The following is a 24,389-nucleotide window of genomic DNA, read 5'->3' as shown; positions in this document are numbered from 1 at the left end:
AGGTATGCCCTCTACAGGGTGCGCTCAAACGCAAGAAATAAATGGGGATAAAGATTATACACCAAGTCATGTGCTATCTGAGCGGAATAAAACTATGGGAATATTAATTAAGAAATGAAGCTAAGTCACACGCCAAAATAAAAAACACGCCCCATGTGGCGTGTTTTTTATGATAACGGAGCTTTAGTTTAAAGAACCTACCCAATCAATTCCTCTAACCCCTTACTTCCAAATCTCGTCCGCAATCTCTTTAATAAAGGCAAGCTTCTTCCACTGCTGCTCTTCCGTCAGGATATTGCCCTCTTCTGTAGAAGCAAAGCCGCATTGTGGGCTGAGGCAGATGTGGTTGATGTCGACGAATTGAGTTGCTTCTTTAATACGGTTAATGACCGTCTGCTTGTCTTCCAGCTCACCTGTTTTCGAGGAAACGAGGCCCAGGACGATCTGCTGCTGGCCTTTCAGATGCTTCAGCGGTGTGAAATCGCCTGCACGGTCGGTATCGAATTCGAGGTAGTAACCGTCGATGTTGTCGATGCCGAACAGGGTTTCGGCAACAGGCTCGTAGCCGCCGGAGGATGCCCAGGTGGAATGGTAGTTACCACGGCATACGTGGGTTGTAACGATCAAATCGGCTGGAAGATCATTTACGGTTTCCTGATTCACGCGGGCGAACAGCTTTTTGGTATCTTCCACATTCTCACCCGCATGCTGTCTGGCTTCCCAATAGTTTTTATCGCAGAGCATGCCCCATGTGCAATCATCCAATTGCAAGCTGCGGCAGCCCTCATTGTACAACGCTTGAATCACGGATTTGTAAGCTTTGGCGATATCCGTCACCAGCTCGTCCAGATTGCTGTAATAGGTATCGGTTGTTTCTTTATTCTCTCCACGCAGCAGCTCGGCCAGGAACTGTGCTGGTGCCGGAATGGTTTGACGTGCAATCGCATCCTCACCTGCTACTTGCTTCAAGAATTTGAAGTCTTCAATGAAAGGGTGAAGGGAGTGACCGATTTTACCAGTCAAGCGTGCGGTTTCCGCTCTTGTTTCCACGCCTTGGAATTGGTAACCGTTCGAAAGCTCTACCTTTTCCACGCCATCCAGACCCCACATAAAATCAAGATGCCACCAAGAGCGTCTGAATTCACCATCTGTCACAGCTTTAAGTCCTACGGATTTTTGCTTTTCCACCAGCTTGATAATTTCGTTGTCTTCAATCTTTCTCAGTTCGTCCGCAGAAATTTCGTTATTTTGAAATTGAATTCTGGCATCTTTAATCGCTTGCGGACGCAGAAAGCTGCCGACCATATCATGTCTGAAAGGGGTCACTTTTCGTTGGGATGCATTGTCAAGGATGCTGCTCATTAGGGTTATCTCCTTTTTCGCTTCTGTAGTGAAGTTCTTGTAAGAAAGATAACACACATTTTCAGTTATAATGTAACTCCAATAAACTATAGCTAGTTATAGCCTAAAGCTATACCAAACCTTTTACTCGCCTATCGCCTCATGCAGCGCTTCTACATAGACGGAGGCTAGCTTGGAGAGCGAAGCATTTTTATGACAAATCCAGCCCACATTAATAGACTCCTCACATTCCAAAGGTACGGAAATAATCTCGTTACCGTTCAAATCCGCACTGATCACCCCGGTAGAAATGGTATACCCGTTCAGGCCAATCAGCAGATTGAAAAGGGTCGCCCGGTCATTGACACGAATGCTTTTGGGATGCGACAACGTGCTAAGAATTTCCTCGGAGAAGTGAAAGGAATTGTACTCCCCTTGTTCAAAGGACAGATACGGATAAGGATGAAGCTGATCAATGGTCACAATGGACTGTCGGGATAACGGATTATTGGTGCTGATAAAAATATGCGGCTTGGCGATAAACAGGCTGTTAAATTGCAGGTTCGCATCTTTTAGCAGCTTGTTAATGACCTTGGCGTTAAATTCGTTCAGATATAAAATTCCGATTTCGCTGCGCAAGCTTTTGACATCCTGTATGATTTCATGGGTTTTCGTCTCCCGCAAAGCCAGCTCATACTCATCCTGTCCATATTGATTCACCAGATTCACAAATGCATTTACGGCAAAAGCATAATGCTGCGTGGATACGGAAAAATGCTGCGGTGAAGGCTTGGCATCCAGATAGCGACTTTCCAGCAGCTCCGCCTGTTCGACGACCTGACGCGCATAACCGAGAAACTCCACACCCTCCTTGGACAAAGAAATACCTTTATTGGTACGATCAAAAATCGTGATATGAATCTCTTCCTCCAGATCCCGAATGGCGTTCGACAGACTGGGCTGGGAAATAAACAACCGCTTTGCCGCCTCATTCATGGAGCCGCGATTGGCAACCTCGATGACATATTTTAATTGTTGTAAGGTCAATGCATGATGTCCTTTCCGTTTGTGTTTCTTCTATTATATAACACATGATAACACTGCTGTTTAAGAAACCCCTAAACCCAAAATAGCACCTCCTCAAAATGGTAACATCCATTTCAGGGAGGTGCTCTTGCACTGTTGCTTTAATTAACGGACTTCACCATTGGTAGCGATCAGTTTTTGGTACCAATAGAAGCTTTGTTTACGAATACGGCGCAAATCTTTGAGATCAAACTCTTCACGATCAACATAGATAAACCCGTAACGCTTACTGGAGCCCTGATGGGTACTAACAAGATCAATCGCAGACCATGGACAGAAGCCGAATACTTCTACGCCATCTGTAATTGCCAGTTGAATCTGATCAATATGTTTTTTGAAAAAGTCAATCCGATAAGGATCATTCACTACATCGCCTTCTTCAAGCTTGTCAAAAGCGCCCAAACCATTCTCCGTCACGATGAGAGGCAAATGGTAGCGGGAATAAATTTGACGCAGCGTGGATCTAAAACCGACCGGGTCAATCTCCCAGCCAAACTCCGTCGTTTGCAGATTAGGATTCACCGAGCCTCTGTATGCTCCTGGCTCACCCACAATCTCATGCTGATCTCCTGTATGTGAAAAATCATTTCCGTCATCCAAGCTTTCTCCTACGGTTTGAGAGGTGTAATAATTAAAGGCGATAAAGTCTGGATTTCCCTTCGCTAATATGTCCATATCGCCCTCTTCAATGACAGGCTCATATCCTTTTTCGACCAAATAGCTCCAGGCAATGTGATTGTATCGACCAAATACCGCCATATCCAGATAGAGCCAGTTGCGAATGGCTGCATAGTTGTCAGCCGCCAGCGTATCTTCCGGCTTGGAACTCGCTGGATAAATGACCCCAATATTCGGCGCTGGTCCGATTTTCGCGTCAGGCAGCATCTCATGGCACAACACCATCGCTTTCGCCTGCGCTACTAACATATGATGATTTTGTTGGTAAAGTACCTTTTGCGGATTTTCCAGGCTTGTATCTAAAGTTCCGATGGAGCCGGGATGGAGAATCAGCATATTTTGCTCATTGATGGTTAACCAATATTTCACCCTGTCTCCAAAGTTCTCATACAATGTTTTGGCATACTGCTCGAAAGCGTCAATCGTCTCCCTCTTCGACCATCCGCCTTGTTTTTCAAGAGCATAAGGCAGATCAAAATGATACATAGTAACAATCGGTTCAATACCATATTTAATGAGTTCGTCAATTAATGAGCTGTAAAACGCGATTCCCTTCTGATTAACTTCACCTACGCCCTGTGGATAAATACGTGTCCAGGCAATAGAGAAACGATACGCTTTAAAGCCCATTTCAGCCATCAAAGCTACGTCTTCTTTGAACATATGGTAATGATCACTGGTTACCTTAAAATCAGTGACCCCTTCGACGTGATTAGCCATGTCAATGACAGAGGGTCCTTTTCCATCTTCGTCCCATGCACCCTCTACTTGATAAGCGGAAGTTGAACCTCCCCAGAAAAAATCTTCGGGAAATGCCTTCAATTGGTCATGTTTCATGATATAGTCCCTCCAGTTATAGTTATATCCTTCTGATGTTCGCAATCCATGTATGTGATGATGACGCTTTCCTGTATCACACAACCAAAGTTAACAATACTTCGTTTTTCTGAACCTGCTCCTGATTTGTCTCGAATACGTCCACTTTATTTTTAGTAAGTGTAACGATGACAGGGGTCACAATATCGTATCCTGCTTCTATAATCTGTTCCCTGTCAAATTGGATTAACAAATCGCCCTGTTTCACACTGTCCCCCTCTTTAACCACTGGATTAAAATGCTTCCCTTTCAGAGCAACTGTGTTAATTCCGATATGAATCAATATCTCTGTACCCGCATTTGAAGTCAAGCCTATCGCGTGTCCTGTGGGGAACAGCGAGGTTACAACTCCATCTATCGGCGCTACGACCTCACCGACAGACGGTTCAATGGCTAACCCTTTTCCCATGGCCTCTGTAGAAAATGCAGAATCATTCACTTGGCTCAGTGGTATAGTCTTGCCTGTGATCGGGCTGTATATCGTTTCTTTCTTGATGTCGACGGCCACGGGTTCTTCTGTTTTCACGGATTCATCCATTTCCGGGGCCTCCCCCTTAACCTTGCTTTCATACCCAAAAATAAGAACCATTAGCGTTGCAGCTATAAATGAACATGCAATGGCGATAATGTAGATTAAGGTTGGCGTATATACTGGAATAGCAAAAATATTATGAAAAACATAAGCTGTCATTTTCACCCCAAAATGTCCATTGATGGCTCCGCCTATAGCCCCAGCGATAATGACAATGGGAATGACACGTTTAAAACGAAGCACCAGACCATACACAATCGGCTCTGTCACACCAGCCAGCAATCCTGTAATACTCGTGGAACCCGCAAGAGTTCTAAGTGTTTTATCTTTTTTCGCCTTCAGGAAAATACCAAATGCGACACCAATTTGAGCAAATACTGCTGCTGCAGCCATCGCCTCAATCGGATCACCACCAACACCGATATTTTGAATCGTGATGGGTGTAAACCCCCAGTGAAGTCCGAAGACGACCATAAAGGTCATAAAACCGCCAAGAACAATCCCTGACAAAATGCCACTTACACCGATTAACCATGTCACACCTGAAGAAATCCAATCTCCTACCCCTGTACCGAAAGGTCCGAATGCGATCGCAGATAGCGGAACCATAATCATTAAAGCCAGCATCGGAACTAAAAAAAGCTGTAGATCCTTAAGAATGATCTTCTTCAAAAACTTGTCCACCAACGCATATATGCTGATGGATATGAAAACCGGGAAAACACTGGCCGAGTAGTTCATCATGACCACCGGTATTCCCAAAAACGATACATCAGAGCCTTTGTCCATCAGCCCCGTAAAGTTGGGTTCCATGAGGGCCGCACCGATGACACCTGCTACATAAGGATTCGCCTTCAGCTTTATACCAAGCGTGATCCCAAGCAAAATCGGTAAGAAGTAAAACACAGCATTCCCCGCAGCGGACAGGATCATATAGGTATCACTTGTTGCAGACATCCACCCCAGCAAGGTCAAAACCGTCAGGAGTGCTTTTATCATCCCCGAGCCCGCCATCGCCGGAATCAGCGGGGAGAAACTGCCGGAAATGACTTCAAAGATTGTAGATATGATCGATGTCTTCTTTCCGCTTGATTCACCAGCCGCAGGAGAGTCCGATCCAAAATCCCTATTTTTCATGATCTCCGTATATACATAGGCAACGTGGCTCCCGATAACCACTTGAAACTGCCCTCCGCTTTCGACAACAGTAATGATGCCCTCATGCTTCTCTAGCGATTCTCTTTCGGCTTTTCTTGAATCTTTCAGGTCAAATCTGAGACGTGTAGCACAATGGACAAGCCCGTTAATATTTTCTTCTCCTCCAACGAGGCGTACGATGTCATCGCCCATTTTCTTATGGTCCATGTTCATTCTCCTTCTGGGCAGATTGTCTGAAAACAAAAAAATACCTAAACGAAAGGCCTGTGTAATCAAAGAAAATGATCACTGCCATTCATTTAGGTATCGCCTGCTTAACCAGTAACAATCCTTATATTTAAGTTGTGAGCCTACTATAAATCACTCAGAAATCGTTTGCAAGCTTTTTTTCTAGGAACCAGCAATATCGTTTCTGGAAGTCACACGCTGTATATGAATCGTCAAGTATACCTTTTCATCAATCGACATAGCGCTTTCATGCTTGCTTTCCAGGTATTGATTAATCAAATGGGTACATTGAAAAGCCTTAGTGTATTTATCTTTGACCTGCTCATACAAGAAGTTGTCGCCTGAAGCTCGTTGCTCTTGTTCGTTACTCAGCATTCTTTGAGCAAAGTATTGTAAATGGGTAATAAACCGGGAATAGTTGAATGAAGTTTCATCCAATGCCAGCTGATAGTAATCGGTTACAATGTTGAAAATGTCATCAATGACCTCCGTAATCTCAACCGTTTGCTTCATTCCCTGACCGTCTTGCCTTGCATTGACAAAATGCATGGCAATAAAGCTTGCTTCATGCTCGTCCATGTGAATACCAAATTGAGCGTGGATCATATCCAGCGCATTCATACCAATCATAAATTCTTTTTTGTAAAATTTTTTAATTTGCCACAAAAGTGAATTTTTTAGTCCCACGGATTTCCTGTACCGAGAGATAGCAAATTGAATATGATCAATCAAAGAGATATAAATGTTATCACTAAAAATATCTCCCATTTCCTTTTTTGCGTTCCCTACAATTTCATCCGCTACCTTTAAATATTCCACAGATGTTTCTCCAATGAGATCAATTAATTTTTGCGGAATTTTATCGGACTTTAATACAAAAGTTTTTTCTATTTTTTCCTCATCGACCCTCTGACCATTTTTCTTTTTAAAGCCCAGACCATTCCCTATGACAACAAATTCATGACCAACCTGATTTTCGGCCCGAATAACATTGTTGTTAAATATTTGCCGGATGATCATATATCTACTCACCTCATTGATGTAATGACAAAGTTTGTAATAACAAAAAAAACCAAATAACGACTAAATAATTAGTCATTATTTGGGTATCGCCTGCTAACCAGTAACAATCCCGAAGGTTACTTGCCCCTTCATTCAATTACTTTTACTATAACGCTTTCAAACCAGAATAACAATACAATCATGATTAAAAGTCGTTTGGTAAATATAGATTATGATATAAGTCAGATAAAGATACTGAGCAGCATTACGATGGCAAAAGCACTAAATCCGAGAATGGTTTCCATGACCGTCCACGTTTTCAGGGTTTGCGGTACGGACAGGTTCATGTATTCTTTGACAATCCAGAAGCCGGAGTCATAGACATGGGACAAAATGATCGAGCCTGCTCCGGTAGCCAGTACCAGCAGTTCCGGGCTTACCCCCGGCATGGTGACCGCGATTGGAGCGACAATACCAGCCGCAGTCATCATGGCTACCGTAGCCGAACCGACGGCTGCACGGATCAGACCCGCAATGACAAAGGCAAGCACAAGCGGTGATAAATGTGCATGCTGGGCAAAACCTGCAATCGCATCACCCACACCACTGGCGGTCAAAATCTTGTTGAAACCGCCGCCACCACCGATCAGCAGGATGATAGAAGCGACCGGGCCGAGACAATCGTTCGTAAATTTCAATAGCTGCTTGCTGTCGAAATTGCGTGCATAACCAAAAGAGTAGAGCGAGAACAACAAGGCAAGCAGCAACGCAATGATCGGACTGCCGATAAAATCAAGACCTGTCTAAAGCCGTTGGCTTCTGGCAAAATCAGATCAACAATCGTCGCCATGAGCATCAGAATAACAGGCAGCATAATGGTGAAAAGTGTAATACCGAAGCCTGGCAGCTCTCTTTCTCTCGTTTCCGTAAATTGCTCCATCAACTCACTAGAGGTCTCCACTTTGATACGCTTGGCGATCCAGCTTCCGTAGATCGGACCCGCAATGGCTGCGGATGGCAACGCTACGATGAGCGCAAGGAAGATCGTTTTACCAATATTGGCGTTAAAAATACCTACAGCCAGCATCGCCGCCGGATGTGGTGGAATCAGACTGTGCACGACTGCCAATCCAGCTACAAGGGAAATCCCGATTTTGATCAGTGAGGTTCCCGTATGCTTGGCAATCACGAATACGAGCGGGAACAACAGCACGATACCCACCTGTATGAACACAGGGATGCCGCAGATAACAGCGACAACCATCATAGGTTTAACCTCCGTCTTTTCGCTAAAGTAGACGTAGAGGTGAATGACCATGCAGTACAGCAGCAATAACTCCCGAACGGCGCACCAGCAATCCTATGAAACGCTACGTGATATGATCCTGAACGGAACGATTCCTCAGGGAACCAAGCTGGTCGAGGAAAAGCTTGCTACGCAGCTCGGTGTGAGCCGGACACCTATCCGTGAATCCATCCGCAAACTGGAGCAGGAGGGGCTTATCGTCAATAAGCGTGTAGTCAAGCTCTCTGAAACCGACCTGCGTAATACCTTTGAGCTGCGTATGCTGCTTGAAGGACATGCTGCGCGAAGTGCAGCAGCCTATCTGTCCGAGACAGAGCTGCTGGCTTTGGAGCAATGTGTGGAAATTGGGCGCTCCGGCTCGCTGGATGAGGTGATGCAAGCGAATAAAGAGTTTCACGAAATCATTATGAGCGCCAGCAATAATTCGATGATGATTGGTTTATTTGACCGGATGCAATCCGTCATTTATTTATTCCGTCATACGGTCGTTTACTATCATCGCCCCTTTCTGATTGACGAGCATCAGCACATTTGCGAAGCGATTCGGGCGCATGATGGTGACACGGCAGAACGGCTGATGAAGAAGCATCTCCAGGCCGATCTGGATTTTTGTCTGCATCTGATCAGATAGGCTTTTCTATTCTCCATTTCAATGCCATGCCTAAAAGACCGCTAAACACTTGAGTCCTTGTGCTTAGCGGTCTTTTAGGGTATAAAATTCGTGGATGATCGAACGCCTAACCCTCTTTTCCTCCCCGAAATACGTCTTTGGCGATTTGAATCGCTGAGGCTGCTCGGGGCCATCCTACATAAAAGGCAAGCTGAGTGATGACCTCGACCAGTTCTTCTTCCGATAATCCGTTATCCTTGGCCAAATTCAGATGATAGGGAAGCTGCCCCCCATGCTCACCCGCTACCAATGCGGAAACGGTTATGAGACTCCGTTCTCTGAGAGATAGCTCACTTCTTCTCCATACATCCCCAAAAAGAACATTTTCCGTATAGTTCACAAAAGCGGGCGCAAAATCCCCAACCTTTTCCCGTACACTCGATGTGATTAATTTATGCTTCATTTATTCAACACTTCCCTTCGTTCCTGATGTGCAGTTATGCAGATCGTATGCAGATGTGCAGTTTCCAGCTATAAAATCATCTGGGCAAGTCCGTTGCCAAAGGACCAATCCTCTAATTCCGTTTCCACCAGTGTTACAAATACATCCTCCGGCCTGATCTTGCATTCGGTGGATAAGAGTTCGGCTACCCTTTGGTAGAAGCTCTTTTTTGTTCCGTACTTCTGCCTGATCCGAGCGTAATTTGGATATAGAGCAGCTTGTCTGTTCTCGGTACCTGTAAATAATCCGGACTGTAATAAAACTCGCTCTGCTTATGAGCATGAAAAACCTGAAAATAATCCTTTGCCGGCACCTGAAAATGTTCGATCAAAGCGTTCATGATACTGCGGCTAATCCCAGGCAGCCCCTTCTCTGTGTATTGATCCTCCATGTATCCTACTCGTACAAATGGCATGTTTATCTCTCCTGTCCGTTGGGATAAATTAATTGTACTCTATCTATTTTTATCTATATAATTGAAAATAATCATAAATATATTCATTTTTATCGATGGAGATGAGTGTTCATGGATCTGAAAGAGCTAACCACGTTTCGTACCATTATCGAAGAAGGAACCTTCTCAAAGGCTGCCGCCAAATTAAACTACGCACAGTCTACAGTAACCAGCCAAGTTCAGAGACTGGAGAAGGAGCTGGGATTTCAGCTTTTTAAAAGAGGATGGGATGCGGAATTAACCGCTGCGGGCAATTATTATGCGGAAGAGGTAGATGGACTTATTCAGCATTGGAATTATGTATTGGATCAGGCCAAGTCTCTGAAAAAGGAGGAAATAGGCACCCTCCACATTGGTGTGATCGAAACCGTGGCGGCTACCGTGCTGCCTGAGGTTCTGCGTCAGTTTCGGGAGCATAAGCCGAATATGACGTGCCATTTTACAGTAGGAAACACAGATGCACTCTCGAATGCTCTGATGGAGAACACACTTGATTTTGCAATTTGCGGGGAACCATACTCGATTCCTTCCCTGCACTTTGAACCTGTGTATCACGAACAGATTGCTTTTATCGTATCCCGTGATCATCCCTTTGCAGCCAAAAGCGAGCTTCATCTAGAAGACTTGTATGAATACCCGCTGATCGTTGGAGGGAAGAACTGCCTGTACCATATCCGACTGGAAAAAGAGCTTTCCCGCTTTCCGCCGATGCCGTTTTTTTATACCGTAAGCCAAATTTCGTCTATACCCTCATTTGTAAAAACGATCTCTTCGGTGGGGGTGGTTCTATCGTCATTACCTTTGCCAGATGAACTCATCACGATTCCTCTACAGTTGGCAGATCCGTCTATTCCCGTCGGACTATTACACAGCAGCCAGCACCAGCAATACATGCCTTCGGCGCAAAAACTGCTTATGCAACTGGTTAAGGAACAACTGTCTGCGCAAAGCCCCTGACCTGAATACATGGAAAAGGACTAGCCCAGGTAACAGGCTAATTGCAGCTGAAGCAGCTCCTCCTGTATAGATGATCTATAAAGATATGTTCCTCATATCAAAAAAGCCGCTAAACACACTGAATCTGTGTTTAACGGCTTTGCTTTATAAAAATTGGAGCGAACTTCCACTCATTTATAATACGTTATTTCGCTTCGAGCGGTTTTTTCCACAGTCCCAGAATGAGCGCGGAAATCACGGAGCCAATCGCCACTGCAAGCAAGAACAGCAAAGCATGATTGGCAAGAGCTGCTACAAAAATTCCGCCATGTGGAGCTGGAAGATTGATTTTCCAAAACTGCGTCAGACCACCAGCAATCGCTGAACCTACAATACAAGAGGTTAAGACGCGCAGAGGGTCAGCAGCTGCGAATGGGATTGCTCCTTCCGTAATAAAGGACAAACCGAGTACATAATTTGTCAAACCAGACTTGCGCTCTTGCTCAGTAAATTTATTTTTGAAGAACGTCGAAGCCAATGCGATCGCCAGCGGAGGTACCATACCACCCGCCATAACAGCAGCCATCATAGCCCCGTTCGTGTTACCACTGGAAGTAAAGACACCGATTGAAAATGCATAAGCCGCTTTGTTGAAAGGTCCACCCATGTCAATCGACATCATACCACCCAGAATCAGTCCCAGAATCACTGCATTACCTGTACCCAAATTGTTCAGAACATTGACAAGCCACGTATTAATACCACCGAAAATCGGATCGAACAGGTAGAACATAATCGCGCCTGTAATTAGGAGTCCAAATACCGGGTATAACAGGATTGGTTTTAAACCATCCAGTGCTTTCGGCAGACCTGCAAAAGCTTTACGCAGGAAGATAACCACATAACCAGCCAGGAAACCTGCTGCCAGACCGCCAAGGAAACCGGCATTGGAGTTTACAGCCATCAGACCACCAACCATACCTGGCATCAGTGCCGGACGGTCTCCGATACTCATCGCGATGAATCCGGCAAGAACAGGAATCAGGAAGTGAAACGCACCCGTTCCACCGCCAATCGTTTGTAGCAGCTTGAAGATCGGATTATCTGCTCCCGCTACCTGCTCGAACAGGAAGGAAATCGCCAGCAAAATCCCGCCGCCTACAACGAATGGCAGCATATGAGAGATACCGTTCATTAAATCCTTGTATATTTTACTGCCGACGCTGGCTTTTTCTGCTCTCGTCTCCTCCGCGTTCCCCCTACCTTCGCTTCGGTAAATTGGAGCATCGCCGTTCAGCGCTTTGCGGATCAGTTCTTCGGATTTACGGATACCGTCACTTACCGGTCTTTGCAATACAGGCTTGCCGTCAAAGCGGGCCATTTCGACCTTCTTGTCGGCTGCGACGATTACACCTTTGGCACGACGAATTTCATCCGGGGTTAGTACGTTTTGCGCACCTTCCGAGCCGTTCGTTTCTACCCGGATATTTACACCCATCTCTTTCGCTTTCTTAATGAGAGCGTCTTCAGCCATAAACGTGTGTGCAATACCCGTAGGGCAAGCTGTAACCGCAACCACAAACTCGTCAGAATCCGGGTTGCCAACGATAACGTCTGGCGTTTGCTGTGCCTTGGCAGCTTCTTTCTTCGCCTCTTTTGCTTGCTTGGCTGTTTCTACTTCGGCCTGCTTGGTATCAAACAGCTCGGATACTTCATCCGGTGTTTGCGTATTCATAAGTTTACCGATGAAATCAGTATCAATTAATAACCGGGAAAGTGCCGCCAGTGTGCGAAGATGCGTATTCGCTGCTCCTTCTGGAGCTGCAATCATGAAAAATACGTTCGCTGGCTCCCCATCCAACGATTCGAAATCTACGCCTTTACTGCTTTTCGCGAAAACGACAGTCGCTTCATTCACAGCCTTGGTTTTGGCATGCGGCATTGCAATGCCGCCGCCGATTCCGGTGCTGGATTCTGCTTCGCGTTTGTAAATCATTTCTTTGAACAATGCCCGGTCATTAATGCGTCCGCTGGCTTCGAGACTGGCGATAAGTTCCTCAATCGCCCCGTCTTTTGTCGTTGCCTGCAAGTCCATGATCATCGTTTCTTTAATCATCAGGTCTGTTATTCTCATTTTTCACACTCTCCTAAGTTCGATCAGCGTGTCGACACACGCCTAATAAGCTCATGATGTAGCGGGACTACCAATTCGAAATCGTGACTTGCGGCCGTAATTGTTCAATTTTCTCTCTTGTAGCCAGATCATCGGAGAACGCAGTTGCGCTTCCGGATGCCACACCCGCACGGAATGCTTCGATCGGGTCGCCATGAAGGGCCAGCGTACCCACAAATCCAGCAATCATGGAATCACCTGCGCCTACAGAATTTTTGACCGTTCCTGCCGGTACATTAGCGTGGTACACTTCATTTGCCGTAATGAGCAAAGCGCCTTCTCCTGCCATGGAAATCAGTACATTCTTAGCACCTGCCTCCAGTAGCTTACGGCCGTAAGTGACAATCCCCTCCTTGGAGTTGATAGTAACGCCAAACAACTCAGCCAACTCATGGTGATTCGGCTTGACGAGCAGCGGCTTATGAACCAGTGCCTTCATCAGCGCTTCACCTGTGGTGTCGATGACGAATTCAGCCCCGGTCTGCTGGCATACGCTAATCAACCGATCATAGAAGTCTCCCCCTAGTGACGGCGGGATGCTTCCAGACAAGACGACAATGTCATTTTTCTGGAGACTCGACAGCTTTTGCACCAGCGCATCTGCCTCTTGCTCATGTATAGCAGGTCCCAAGCCGTTGATTTCCGTCTCATCGCCATGCTTGAGCTTAATGTTGATCCGTGTATCATCCTCGATGATTACAAAATTAGTTTTAATGGATTCTTCCCGCAATGTATCGTTGATAAACCTGCCTGTGAATCCTCCGAGAAAACCAATCGCCGTGCTGTCTGCTCCCAACTGATTTAACACGCGCGATACATTAATCCCCTTGCCGCCCGGCAGTTTCAAATCACGTTTCATCCGGTTCAAATCACCTAACTTCAAGTCGTCAACTTCCACGATATAATCAATGGAAGGGTTCAGCGTTACTGTATATATCATCGTTATCCCTCAATTATCTTAGTTTTCTGAGCAATGGATCGGCGTGAGCGTTCAGGCACCGATTCTGTAATAAGGATAGCTTCCTTCAGTTCGAACAGCTTGGCAAAGGTAACTTCACCAATCTTGCTGGAATCGGCCAACACATACGTTTTGCCTGATAGCTGATGGGCACGCCGTTTAATCAGCGCCTCTTCGGGATCAGGAGTTGTATACCCCATTTCCACATCTACCCCGTTCGTTCCTAAAAAGCACTTGTCGAACCGAAAATTGTCCATATTCTGCAGGGCAATACTCCCGATTACGGCCTTGGTATGAATTTTCATCATCCCTCCCAGTAGATAGCTTCTGATTCGTTTGCTTACCAGTGCTTCTACGTGGGATAGGCCATTGGTCACGACCGTCACGTCTTTAGCTTCAATGTAAGGAATCATCGCCATCGTTGTTGTTCCCGCATCCAGATAAATACATTCGCCATCCAAAATTTCTTTGGCGGCCATACGGGCGACTGCGTTTTTCTGTTGAACGTTTTTGAATGCTTTTTCTTCCATGCCAGGTTCCTGACTTTTCTGATTCAGCAAGGAAGCCCCACCATGAATCCGCTTTAGCAACTGACGGGCTTCAAGATCGATTAAATCACGCCGAATCGTTGATTCAGAAGCGCCCAACAGATCGACCAATTCCTGCAACTTTACAACACCACGCTCTTGTAAGCGCTGTATTATTAACGTGTATCTTTCTTCCGTCAGCATCTTCATTCCCCCAACTGTTCATATCGTACCATAAACCTCACAAAAAACAATCATTTTTCTTCAAAAAGATTCAAAAGGCTTCATCTTAACTTCACTTTTTTACAAAATGGTGAATTCCCAGCCCCATCTCCATGGTTGCGTTTACATTGAAAGGAAATGCCATCCATTTTTATGTAAATTCATTCTTCTTACATAGGAATTCAGCAGTAAACGTTCAAAAACGTTCTGACGTTCTAATCAGTATTATTTTACCACAACAAAAAAGCTAAACACTCGGGTTGGTCCCCTCTGTGCTTAGCAGATTTCGGCCATTTAACCATTTACGATTCCGATGACGAAACCATCATAGCCTTTGCTCCCTACCGTCTGAATGGCTGTAGCTGTAATCCTCGATTCTTCAGCCAGCAAATCATAAAATTTTCTTACCCCCTGTATACGAGGGTCTGTGCTGAAGGCTTGAATGACTTCTCCTTCACGAATGACGTTATCGCCAATAATCACCGTGCCAGGATGCGAAAAACGGAGTGCCCAAGCTAGATACAATGGATTATTCGGTTTATCTGCATCAATAAAGATTAGATCAAAGGGGGCTACGCGTTCTTTCTCCATCTGTGCTAATTGCTTCAAAGCCTCTCCCTCTCGAAGTTCAACCATCCCATCCAACTGGGCCAACGCTATATTGGACCGGGCTGTTTCAGCATGAAGCGGATTTGCTTCCAGCGTAACTATTTTTCCATCCGTCGGCAATGCCCTTCCCAGCCAGATTGTACTGTATCCCCCCAAAGTACCAATCTCCAGCACACGTCGTGCGCCTTGCATTTGAGCAAAGATATTTAACAGTTTGCCCTGATTGGGTGTTACATCATGCGGAGGTAATCCTGCTTTTTGGTTCGTAGCCAATACTTTTTCCAAGACAGCATCATGCTGAATAAGACGCTCTGAAATATACTGATCAACTTGATCCCACGTGTTCGCTTGATTCATTTGCTCCACTCTCCTTTGGATTAACTTACATTTTGATTGTAAATGAATTATTATTATAAAAATAATATATGTTTTTGCGCTATTTATAATCTAAATGTATGAATGGTCGAAAAGGAGAGTTCTGCAATGAACCTGCATGCGTTACGTTTATTCCATGTGGTCGCCTCCACCGGGAGTGTGACACGAGCCTCTGAACTGTTAAATATCAGCCAACCCGCTATTACGGCTCAAATCAAAAAATTTGAAAAAGAAATATCCCTCACACTGTTCATGCCGCTGGGAAGAGGAATTGCCTTGACCGATGCCGGTGAAAAGCTTGCTTTACTCGCCAAACGGCTCTTTGCCGTTGAACAGCAAATCGAACAATTTTCACAAGATTATCGTGATGGAACCCACGGGCATATCCGGCTGGCTGCTACATATTTACCGGCTCATTTTCTAATTCCAACCTGGATTGCGAAGTTCAAGCAACAATATGAGCAAGTCGAAATGACGATTAACACAACCAATTCTAATGATGCATTAAAGCAGCTATTAAATATAGAAGTGGATTTTGCCGTCTATGGGGGACTGCCGGAGCAACACCCGGATACGATTCAGACAGAAGAATTATTTCGTGATGAGCTATGGTTTGTCGTCGCACCGGACCACCGCTATGCTAATCAGCAGGTCACTTTATTGGAGATGATGCATGAGCCCTTTGTCATGCGTGAAAAGGGAAGCTCGACACGGGAGCGATTATTTTCCTTATGTCGAACCTACAATGCTCCAGCTCCCCGAATCACCCTGAACTTCACGGGGTTGCATGAAGCGATTACCGCAGTCATTGCCGGATACGGTGCGAACTTTGTGTCTTCATTGGTCGTGCGCGAATATGTAGAACGCGGCGAGCTATGTCGGGTATACGTAGAAGACATCCAGCTCCAAAATTCAATCGCCATCTGTATCCGCAAAAACGAACCTCTATCTGCGGCCAGCATGAATCTTATTCAGCTCATCCGCAACCATTCTTATTCATAAATCGGTTTATGCATCTGTAAAAAGCCCTTATCGTGCTGAACACAGCAAAGAGCCATAAGTACGGTGGTACCCGCAGCTATGGCTCTTTTGCTTTTTTCGCCTAATCTAAAAGCTCTCCTTCGAGAATCTTCTCCAGAAAGATTGCGGGCTGTGCCAAAAATTCGGCAAAGCTGCACACATCCGCATATTCCTGATGCTCCTCGTCGTAATAACCTAGACACTTTTGCTTCGGATTCCACACCAACAGAATATCCGAGTAGTTGTCTACTTTTAAAGAAACACGCAGCAGCTTTTGTCGCCCCACCTTCATCTCAACGGTATCTACCAATGAGAAAAATTCAACAAATCCAATAGCATAATCATTTTCAGGTATATCCACACGAAGCTGGTCACTCGTTAGGAAGGTCACAAGGTCCTTAGGGAGCTTGTAGCTTTTTAAGGCATGTCGTTTATTTTCCAGGTTATGAAACTCTGGAGGCTCCACAGACTTTAAATACTCTGCCATCTCCGTGTTTTTATTAGATATGGCAATTGTATACGCCCGTTCTCCATCTTTTTCTGCCAACGTCACATCAGCGCCTTGCTCGATCAGATACTTCACCATCGCAAAATTATTATCTCTGGTCGCTACGGTTAAAGGCGTGGCTTGATAAGGATATACCATATTAGGGGCATTGAAATTAATATCTACACCATGCTCCAAAAGGAAAGCTACCGTTTTTAAGTCATGCTTACTAACCGCGTTGCGCAGCGTTGCTCCACCATGTTGCTTTATATCCAGCCCAAGCTCATGAATAAGCGGGATATTCTTTTTATTACCGTAGTAGGCTTGTTCATAGGCCCCGGATTTTACTTGATTCTTCCCGTCCAGCTTGGCACCATGGGCAACTACATAGCGGACGATCTCATCTCTACCATAGCGAACAGCCGTCAGGAATGCAGGATTGTCTTTCACATTGAGTTGAACTCCCTGCTCCACCAGCAGCTTCAACACATCCAACTGCCCGTAAATGAGCGTAATGTCCAAGGGACTTAATGTTGTATATTTGCTGAGTACGATGCCTTGTTCAATATCCCAGTCTTCGGTTAGCGCTTGGCGTAAAGCAGGTATATTCCCTTCAACGATATGCATTGCGATCTCAGGAAGAATGTCAAAGTTACCGATATCTTTTAATTTGATCATAGTCATTCCCTTTCCTATGTATCTCGTATTTATATCTCTATTTTATACCATCCCCTCTTTAACATAAAACCGCCTGATTCCCAAGCGCTCATTACCTTCTCCTTTATAAAAAAGTGAGCAATAGGAGACCAAAGTTCCTTAGAGAAGCTATAATTGTATTATGATTCTGTACGTCACAAGCAACCATAAGGAGAACACATGAATAGTATTCAATACCTATCCCAATTTAATCTGCTTGATAGTCTCTCATTAGAAGATTTAGTTGAAATGGATCAAATGACTTCCATTACGACCCTACCGAAAAATACATTTATTCAAACCCCGGATACCTTTTCCGAGGGACTTTATTTTGTGAAAAAGGGAAAGGTCCGTCTGTACAAGCTGAATGCGGACGGTAAGCAATTTACTTTGGATATCCTCAGCGAAGGAAATGTATTTGGCGAAATGGATATGATTTCACTAGGGACACGGGATATGTACATAGAAACCATCGAAGAATGCGATATCTGCCGGATGGACAAAGACCGTTTTGAGCATTTTTTAATCCAACATCCCCGATTCATGATGAACATGATCAAAGTGTTAAGCGATCGAATCTCGGGCATGAGCCGGTTGGCCCAATATCTGGCTTTAGGGAATTTACAGGATAAAATTTTGTATGTTCTTATAAAACTGTCCGATCAGTTCGCCCTCCAAACTCAAGATGAGTATTATAAAATCAATTTCCCGCTATCCCATCAAGAAATCGCTCATTTAGTCGGAGCAACCCGAGAAGCTGTAACTGCTGCTTTACAGGAACTTGTAAAAGAAAAGGTCATTAAAACCGGCTTTAAGACGATTTATATCCATCGCGAAAAGCTGCTGGAGTTGTAAGCTACATTACATCTATAGTCCAGAGAAAAGAAGTATCGTATACCTACCAGAAAATATACGATATGGAGCGAATGAAATGGCCAATCAAAATTTAACTCTATTTGCACTGATGGGGGCAATATATGAATCCTAAAAAACAATTCCTAATTCCAGATTCGATATTACAACGAAAAGGGGCTCGCAAGGGAACAGACATTCCTGATGATGTGCTTCACCTGCTACAGCAAGGACAGCTTCAGACGGTGAATCTTACCGAATGGCTAGCTGTCGACCATGCTTTACTGCTACAAAATGCACTTGATGAGTTTGGATTGCAGCGATCATCCGATAGCTTCCTGTCCGAATTGGATCATCTGAAGGAAAATAAGATCATGAAAATAATCCCTGCGATTGCCCAAGCATGGCTGAACTTGTTCGAGCAACAAACACATCAAGAACGTACTCGATTCTTTAATGTCATGGCCTCCCATCCTTCAGACAGCATTCGCTGTTGGGCTGCCTATATCGTCGGGATTGACCCCCGTTTAAGTATTGAGCAACAATTGGCAGGCATTCGCTCCTTTGCAGCGGACCCCCATTTCGGAGTGCGTGAAATTGCCTGGATGGCTGTAAGAGGGCCCGTAGCCATGCAACTGCTGGAATCGCTCGTGCTTTTAAACGATTGGGTACGGAATCAGGATGCTAATATACGTCGTTTTGCCATCGAATTGACCCGGCCACAAGGTGTCTGGGCCAAGCACATTCCTGAACTGAAAGAACACCCAGAGCTGGCACTTCCACTTTTGGAAGCTGTTAAATCCGACTCGATCAAATATGTTCAGGACTCGGTAGGCAATTGGCTGAATGATGCCAGTAAAACCAAGCCGGAATGGGTGCTTCAAGTTTGTGATGCGTGGCTGAAGACTTCGGATACAAAAGAAACGAAGCGAATAGTCACTCGAGCCACAAGAAGCTTGATAAAAAAGCAGTAATTAGAGACTCTTCCCCATCCAATCCATATCCAGATGATACACATAAACTATGAGATATATCTGGAATATTAGGAATGGAGAAATTCTATGTCTATTATCCGAATCTATCTGAAAGCAGACAGCATCGTTTCTGGAAGCATAGCTGTCACAACGAATATTAATATCACTCCAATCGTCAATCGTTACACAGCTACTGTGGTGCTTGGAAACATTTTAGGAGGAGTGACCACCATACCGGCACAAAGTTTTACAAATGATAGTGGTACTTCAGTCGCGGCAAACGGACTTATCGTTCCCACCAGTAGCGGATACTATAATGTATTTATAAATGGGACGTTGCAGCGAGGCGGGTTAACAACGCTTTCCACTGCTAATCTAATCATAAATACAGGCTTGATTGTTGGCGTAACGGTAGTCATTAAGGTGATCAATTTCAACACTAGCGCCTCCTCAACCTCTGTCAACAACGTCACAGTGACGACTATCATAAGTGACTGAGCTGACTCATCATAAAAAAACCGCCAAACACAGGGTTTCCCCTCGTATTTAGCGGTTTATTTCTCTATGAACCAAATAATTTATCGGAAATGTATACACGTTCTGCACGAAACCTAAATCTTGAAGTTCTCCACCAAAACCTGCAGCTTCTCGGCCAGTGAGGAGAGGAGCGCTGCGGAGGATTCCACTTCTTGCATGGCGGCAAGCTGTTGCTCCGAAGAGGCGGACAGGGACTCCGCCCCTTCAGCTGTATGATTAGAGACCGTAACGATATTCTGAATGGCTTCAACGAGCCCTTCGCAGATCAGCACCAGCTCCCGGACTGTGGCTGATATTTGCTCGCTTTGGGCAGACATATCGGATACGGAGACTTCGATCTCAGAGAAGGAGCGTCCGGCCGATATGATCAGCTCCTTGCCCTGCAGCATTTCGTCCGTGGAACGCTTCATAGTTTCTCCCGCCTTGTGGATTTGGGGGATAATCAGACTGACCAGCTCGCTGATTTGTCTGGCGGATATGGCCGAACGTTCGGCCAGCTTGCGGACGGCGCCAGCGACAACGGCAAAACCCCGACCATCTTCTCCGGCGCGCGCAGCTTCTATCGCCGCATTCAGCGACAGCAAGTTGGTCTCCTCGGCGATACTGGCGATGGTGCCGACGATGTTCTCAATCTCCTTGGAATGACTGCTAAGCGTATCAATAATGCTTGAGAGATCGCCGATGCTTTCGCTCACAACTCCCATTTGGGAGGTGGTGGAATGCATCGATTCCCGGCCAAGACGCGCTTTCTGAACATTATCGGCGGCTTTGTTCATCGCGATGACCGCATTGCCGGCAATATCGCTGATGAAGCGTGACATATCCTGAACGGCTTTATAGCTTCCTTCCAGGTTTTGCAGTTGGGTATGCGCCCCATCGGCCAGCTCAATCGTAACATTCACACCGTGCTCTCCGGCACGGTTCGTTGCCTGGGCGCTGGCAGACAGCTCCTGGGAGGAAGAAGCGACCAGCATGGAGGTGTCATTGACCTGAGTAATCAGGTTGCGCAGGTTCATTGTCATATCGTTGAAGTCGCGGGCCAGATTCCCGATTTCATCCTTGCTTTTGAAGAGAAGCGGTTCATGGGTAAGGTCGCCCTTTGTAATAGTGTTCACAGAGGTTGACAGCTTGGTAAGCGGACTTACCATACGGCGAATCAACAGGTAAGCGACAAGGATAGCCACGATGAAGATGGAGCCGCCAATAATGAAGGGCTGAACAATAATATCCAACATCCGTTCCTGAATTAATGAGCCGTCAAAATTGATAGCCATCAGTGCAACAATGGGCTTGGTGGGATCATGGTCCTGATAAATGGGTCCATATCCGGTTTTGAGCGAGGTTCCTTCATATGTATAAACCTTGGAGTATGCGGAATGCTTCATAGTAGTTATCATTTCCTTGTCTTCGTCCGTGAAGTAGAAGGAATCGCCAGCTTGATAGCCTCTTTGCTTGAAGTTGGCATCGGCGGCGAGAATTTTTCCATCCAGAGAGAGAATGAAAGCCTCTTTAAAAATAGGCTTATGTGCCACGATCCAGCCTATCCGGTCTTCAACGGCAGCAAGTTTGCTATTATCTCCACTGACCAGAGCTGATATATCCTTAGGATCTATAAGGCCAGTCGTAATATTGGCGCAGCCCACCAGCTCGATCCCTGCAGCTTCATCCACTTGATGGTAAGCGGTACGATATCCGAAGTATCCAATGGAGGATCCTACGAGAAAAAACATGACGAGCATCATCCAAGTTAATTTTGTTGCCAGCTTCATTATTTGAACCACCGATCCTGACTCTAATAAATTTTAGTGACAATCTGTTGTCACTGCTACGATTATAGCCTATCAACACTTGCTAGAATATGGCATTCCGGTGTCGGAATATGTCGTTTTATGTGAGGAAACTCACTGTTTTTTATTGCTTCATCCATACAACAATCCCAAAAGCATTGAATTGTGGTGAATCATAAATACTAGCTTGATTGTCGGCACAACGGTAGTCATTGAGGTGATCAAATTCAACTCTAGCGCCTCCTCAACCGCTGTCAACAACGTTATAGTGACAACTACTATATGCGACTGAGCTGACTTATCATAAAATAACCATAAAAAAACCGCCAAGCACAGGGTTTCCCCTCATATTTAGCGGTTTATTTCTCTATGAACCAAATGATTTATCGGAAATGTATGTTACACGTTCTGCACGAATCAGGCCAAGGGACGATTTTTTAAAGTTATATAAAACTTTATTTTTTGTGGGCTAATAGGATATTCACGATAGTGTCGAGTTGAAGCTCCAGCGAATAAGGATCTTCCATGACAAACTCATCGCCCTTTTCGCTGAATGAGCCATACATATAAACCTGTCCTTTTTTTACAGCCGGAAGGCCTTTCCACAGCTCACTATTTAGAACTTGACTGGCCCCTTCATCTTCAGAACCATATACAAAGATATGATCCCCTGTATACTCAGGCAAAACCTCAAGCGAAATACTTTCGAATCCTTCTTTCATGTTTAAAGCTTTCTTCGTAGGTGGCAGCTTTAGCATCTGATAAATGGTTGGACTTCCGTAGTTGCCGCCTTTCGCCGCTAAAACATATACTGATTTATTCGCGACTTGCACGATGGAAACCGTCTCACCATCTTTAACGATACCGTCAATTTTCTTTCTGGCCTCTGCGACTTTCTTCTCATATTCAGTGATCCACTGCTCCGCTTCTTTCTGCTTGCCAAAGATTTCACTGATTCTGCGGAATTTATCCAGCGGCCCCGCTGTAGATTCGCCCTCCCAATATGGCAGGAACACGGTTGTTCCAACCTTTTGGTAGCTGTCGATATTTTTTTCTATCGAACCTATAATTAAATCCGGTTGCAGAACCGTCAGCTTCTCCAAATTCATAGGGAATTCGCCAAGATCCTTAATTCCGGCCAACTTCTCTTTTGGATATCCCGATTTATCAATCCAAGCCTCATTCAGCATAAAGCTTCTGACTCCTATCGGAATAATCCCCAGTTTCAAAAGATGACCCATATACTGATCAGATGCAACTCGTTTCGGGTTTGCAGGTACTTCTACATCCCCTTTTAGTGTCGATACTATTCTTGTTTTTGCTTGTACCGTTGCTTGTCCATCCTCATTGGATGATGTCGTTGTAGGATTAGCCTCTATTTGCGAGCTTCCATTTGTATTTGTAGGAGCGGAACAAGCTCCCAGCATCAATGATAAACACAGCATAATCATCATAGCCGTTATTTTGACTCTTCCGTGCATAAATAAATCTCCCTCCGCGTTATACCGATATTGATAATCAATATCAGTATAACGTGTGAAAGGTGTCTGCTGAAGGGCATATTTTAGCATCGTTTGGTGCATATCCTGATCTTGCTTCCCGAAATGATGCTGCCGCTCTTTTTTGAATCGTACGGGAGATAATCCCTTATATTTCTTGAAGCTGCGGCTTAATGAATGAGCATCCGAATACCCCACACTCTCCGCAATTTCCTGTAAAGTGGCATCCGTCTGCATTAAAAGCTGAACTGCTCGATCTGTCCGTACCTGACCCAAGTAATGAATCGGACTGGTGTGCATTTTATTCTTGAACAGCCTCGATAGATGCCCAGCGCTGCACTCCAGTTCCTCTGCAATGGACTCAAGTGTCAAAGATCGGCTAGAATGCTCACGAATATAAGCTACAGCCTGCGCTACCAGGTCGGGCTTAAGGGGTTCAATGCCTTGTCGATACAACTGCTGCAACAGCTCATATACAAATTGATGAAATAAAGCTTTGACATGCAGTTTACCAAGTTCGGAAGCCTCGCGCCATTCTTGCTCCAACAGCTTCACTTTATCATACAAAGGCAGCGGATAATGAGGTGCGAAAGCATACTGATTCTGAAAAGGATTCTCCTTTTCCAACAATTGTGCAATCTCCTTGCGACCGGGCAGGGCCAACGTTGCCTTGTACAGAATGATGTAATATTCAAGCACATCTTCCGTAATGATACTTAGGCACATCCCTTTTCCCCCATGCAGCACATGGAAACGCCCCACCCTATGAATGCTGTCGTCCAGCCGCACTCGCGCACTTCCGCGCAGAGTATACAAGAACGCACTGGCCGGAAGTCTATAGGTTCGCAACTCCTCCCCTTTACCCATTTTCTTATGACGAACATCCATCACTTGTATAAAAACATGATTCCAGAGCAAGATGTGATCATTTAATTGCATTGCTTTTGTCCAGCCCCCGATCCAA

19 protein-coding genes and 2 pseudogenes are annotated in these 24,389 nt (G+C 45.1%); 6 read left to right on the top strand and 15 right to left on the bottom strand.

What is annotated here, in order from left to right; all coding sequences use genetic code 11:
- Positions 1–222: 222 nt before the first annotated feature.
- The 6 genes and pseudogenes from QMK20_RS08760 to QMK20_RS08735 all read right to left on the bottom strand — a co-directional run.
- Positions 223–1,362, bottom strand: coding sequence for a 5-methyltetrahydropteroyltriglutamate--homocysteine S-methyltransferase (locus QMK20_RS08760; RefSeq protein WP_283655411.1), 1,140 nt, complete (start codon positions 1,360–1,362; stop codon positions 223–225).
- 123 nt (positions 1,363–1,485) lie between these two features.
- Positions 1,486–2,388, bottom strand: a complete 903-nt coding sequence (locus QMK20_RS08755) for a LysR family transcriptional regulator (protein ID WP_283655410.1) — start codon at positions 2,386–2,388, stop codon at positions 1,486–1,488.
- Positions 2,389–2,532: 144 nt separating this feature from the next.
- Positions 2,533–3,942 (bottom strand): glycoside hydrolase family 1 protein, encoded by a 1,410-nt coding sequence (locus tag QMK20_RS08750; RefSeq protein WP_283655409.1) that lies wholly within the window; start codon positions 3,940–3,942, stop codon positions 2,533–2,535.
- Between the two features lie 76 nt (positions 3,943–4,018).
- Complete coding sequence (locus tag QMK20_RS08745) at positions 4,019–5,878, bottom strand: beta-glucoside-specific PTS transporter subunit IIABC (RefSeq protein ID WP_283655408.1); 1,860 nt, start codon at positions 5,876–5,878, stop codon at positions 4,019–4,021.
- A gap of 183 nt (positions 5,879–6,061) precedes the next feature.
- Positions 6,062–6,919 carry a BglG family transcription antiterminator LicT gene (licT, locus tag QMK20_RS08740; protein ID WP_283655407.1) on the bottom strand — a complete coding sequence of 286 codons (858 nt, stop codon included), beginning with the start codon at positions 6,917–6,919 and terminating at the stop codon, positions 6,062–6,064.
- A gap of 224 nt (positions 6,920–7,143) precedes the next feature.
- Positions 7,144–8,195: pseudogene (locus QMK20_RS08735) on the bottom strand (GntT/GntP/DsdX family permease); the annotation flags it as partial.
- A gap of 22 nt (positions 8,196–8,217) precedes the next feature.
- On the opposite strand from QMK20_RS08735, the gene QMK20_RS08730 reads away from it, so the two are divergent.
- The gene (locus QMK20_RS08730) at positions 8,218–8,838 is read left to right on the top strand and encodes a GntR family transcriptional regulator (RefSeq protein ID WP_283655406.1); all 621 of its coding nucleotides are present in this window, start codon (positions 8,218–8,220) and stop codon (positions 8,836–8,838) included.
- A 106-nt stretch (positions 8,839–8,944) separates the two neighbouring features.
- Here the strand turns inward: QMK20_RS08730 and QMK20_RS08725 are convergent, their stop codons facing one another.
- Positions 8,945–9,280 (bottom strand): carboxymuconolactone decarboxylase family protein, encoded by a 336-nt coding sequence (locus QMK20_RS08725; RefSeq protein WP_283655405.1) that lies wholly within the window; start codon positions 9,278–9,280, stop codon positions 8,945–8,947.
- 68 nt (positions 9,281–9,348) lie between these two features.
- A pseudogene (locus tag QMK20_RS08720) lies at positions 9,349–9,734 on the bottom strand (tautomerase family protein).
- Between the two features lie 111 nt (positions 9,735–9,845).
- Here QMK20_RS08720 and QMK20_RS08715 point away from each other — a divergent pair.
- Positions 9,846–10,730 (top strand): LysR family transcriptional regulator, encoded by an 885-nt coding sequence (locus QMK20_RS08715; RefSeq protein ID WP_283655404.1) that lies wholly within the window; start codon positions 9,846–9,848, stop codon positions 10,728–10,730.
- A 184-nt stretch (positions 10,731–10,914) separates the two neighbouring features.
- Here the strand turns inward: QMK20_RS08715 and QMK20_RS08710 are convergent, their stop codons facing one another.
- From QMK20_RS08710 to QMK20_RS08695, 4 genes are all read right to left on the bottom strand, one after another.
- Positions 10,915–12,843, bottom strand: coding sequence for a PTS fructose transporter subunit IIABC (locus QMK20_RS08710; protein WP_283655403.1), 1,929 nt, complete (start codon positions 12,841–12,843; stop codon positions 10,915–10,917).
- Between the two features lie 67 nt (positions 12,844–12,910).
- Complete coding sequence (gene pfkB, locus QMK20_RS08705; protein ID WP_283655402.1) at positions 12,911–13,822, bottom strand: 1-phosphofructokinase; 912 nt, start codon at positions 13,820–13,822, stop codon at positions 12,911–12,913.
- Between the two features lie 2 nt (positions 13,823–13,824).
- Entirely contained in the window at positions 13,825–14,571 is a 747-nt protein-coding gene (locus tag QMK20_RS08700; RefSeq protein WP_283655401.1) for a DeoR/GlpR family DNA-binding transcription regulator, read from the bottom strand.
- Positions 14,572–14,883: 312 nt separating this feature from the next.
- On the bottom strand, positions 14,884–15,555 hold the full coding sequence (locus tag QMK20_RS08695; protein ID WP_283655400.1) for an O-methyltransferase: 672 nt from the start codon (positions 15,553–15,555) through the stop codon (positions 14,884–14,886).
- A gap of 126 nt (positions 15,556–15,681) precedes the next feature.
- Here QMK20_RS08695 and QMK20_RS08690 point away from each other — a divergent pair, with 126 nt between their 5' ends.
- Positions 15,682–16,575: a LysR family transcriptional regulator gene (locus QMK20_RS08690; RefSeq protein WP_283655399.1), complete on the top strand. Its 894-nt coding sequence runs from the start codon at positions 15,682–15,684 to the stop codon at positions 16,573–16,575.
- A gap of 100 nt (positions 16,576–16,675) precedes the next feature.
- Here the strand turns inward: QMK20_RS08690 and QMK20_RS08685 are convergent, their stop codons facing one another.
- Positions 16,676–17,758 (bottom strand): ankyrin repeat domain-containing protein, encoded by a 1,083-nt coding sequence (locus QMK20_RS08685; RefSeq protein ID WP_283655398.1) that lies wholly within the window; start codon positions 17,756–17,758, stop codon positions 16,676–16,678.
- Positions 17,759–17,956: 198 nt separating this feature from the next.
- Between QMK20_RS08685 and QMK20_RS08680 the strand changes: the two genes are divergently transcribed.
- The 3 genes from QMK20_RS08680 (at position 17,957) to QMK20_RS08670 (ending at position 20,100) form a co-directional block, all read left to right on the top strand.
- On the top strand, positions 17,957–18,631 hold the full coding sequence (locus QMK20_RS08680) for a Crp/Fnr family transcriptional regulator (RefSeq protein ID WP_283655397.1): 675 nt from the start codon (positions 17,957–17,959) through the stop codon (positions 18,629–18,631).
- A gap of 158 nt (positions 18,632–18,789) precedes the next feature.
- Positions 18,790–19,602, top strand: coding sequence for a DNA alkylation repair protein (locus tag QMK20_RS08675; RefSeq protein WP_283656236.1), 813 nt, complete (start codon positions 18,790–18,792; stop codon positions 19,600–19,602).
- A gap of 87 nt (positions 19,603–19,689) precedes the next feature.
- On the top strand, positions 19,690–20,100 hold the full coding sequence (locus tag QMK20_RS08670; protein ID WP_283655396.1) for a DUF4183 domain-containing protein: 411 nt from the start codon (positions 19,690–19,692) through the stop codon (positions 20,098–20,100).
- A gap of 113 nt (positions 20,101–20,213) precedes the next feature.
- On the opposite strand, the gene QMK20_RS08665 is transcribed toward QMK20_RS08670, so the two are convergent.
- A complete protein-coding gene (locus QMK20_RS08665) occupies positions 20,214–21,908 on the bottom strand; it encodes a methyl-accepting chemotaxis protein (RefSeq protein ID WP_283655395.1) in 1,695 nt (564 codons plus the stop codon).
- A gap of 473 nt (positions 21,909–22,381) precedes the next feature.
- The gene (locus QMK20_RS08660; protein ID WP_283655394.1) at positions 22,382–24,364 is read right to left on the bottom strand and encodes an AraC family transcriptional regulator; all 1,983 of its coding nucleotides are present in this window, start codon (positions 24,362–24,364) and stop codon (positions 22,382–22,384) included.
- Between the last annotated feature and the right edge of the window lie 25 nt (positions 24,365–24,389).

The sequence above is a fragment of the Paenibacillus sp. RC334 genome (assembly GCF_030034735.1).
Lineage (GTDB): Bacteria > Bacillota > Bacilli > Paenibacillales > Paenibacillaceae > Paenibacillus > Paenibacillus terrae_A.
Note: the sequence above shows the minus strand (reverse complement) of the source record. Positions and strands in the feature narration are given on the sequence as shown.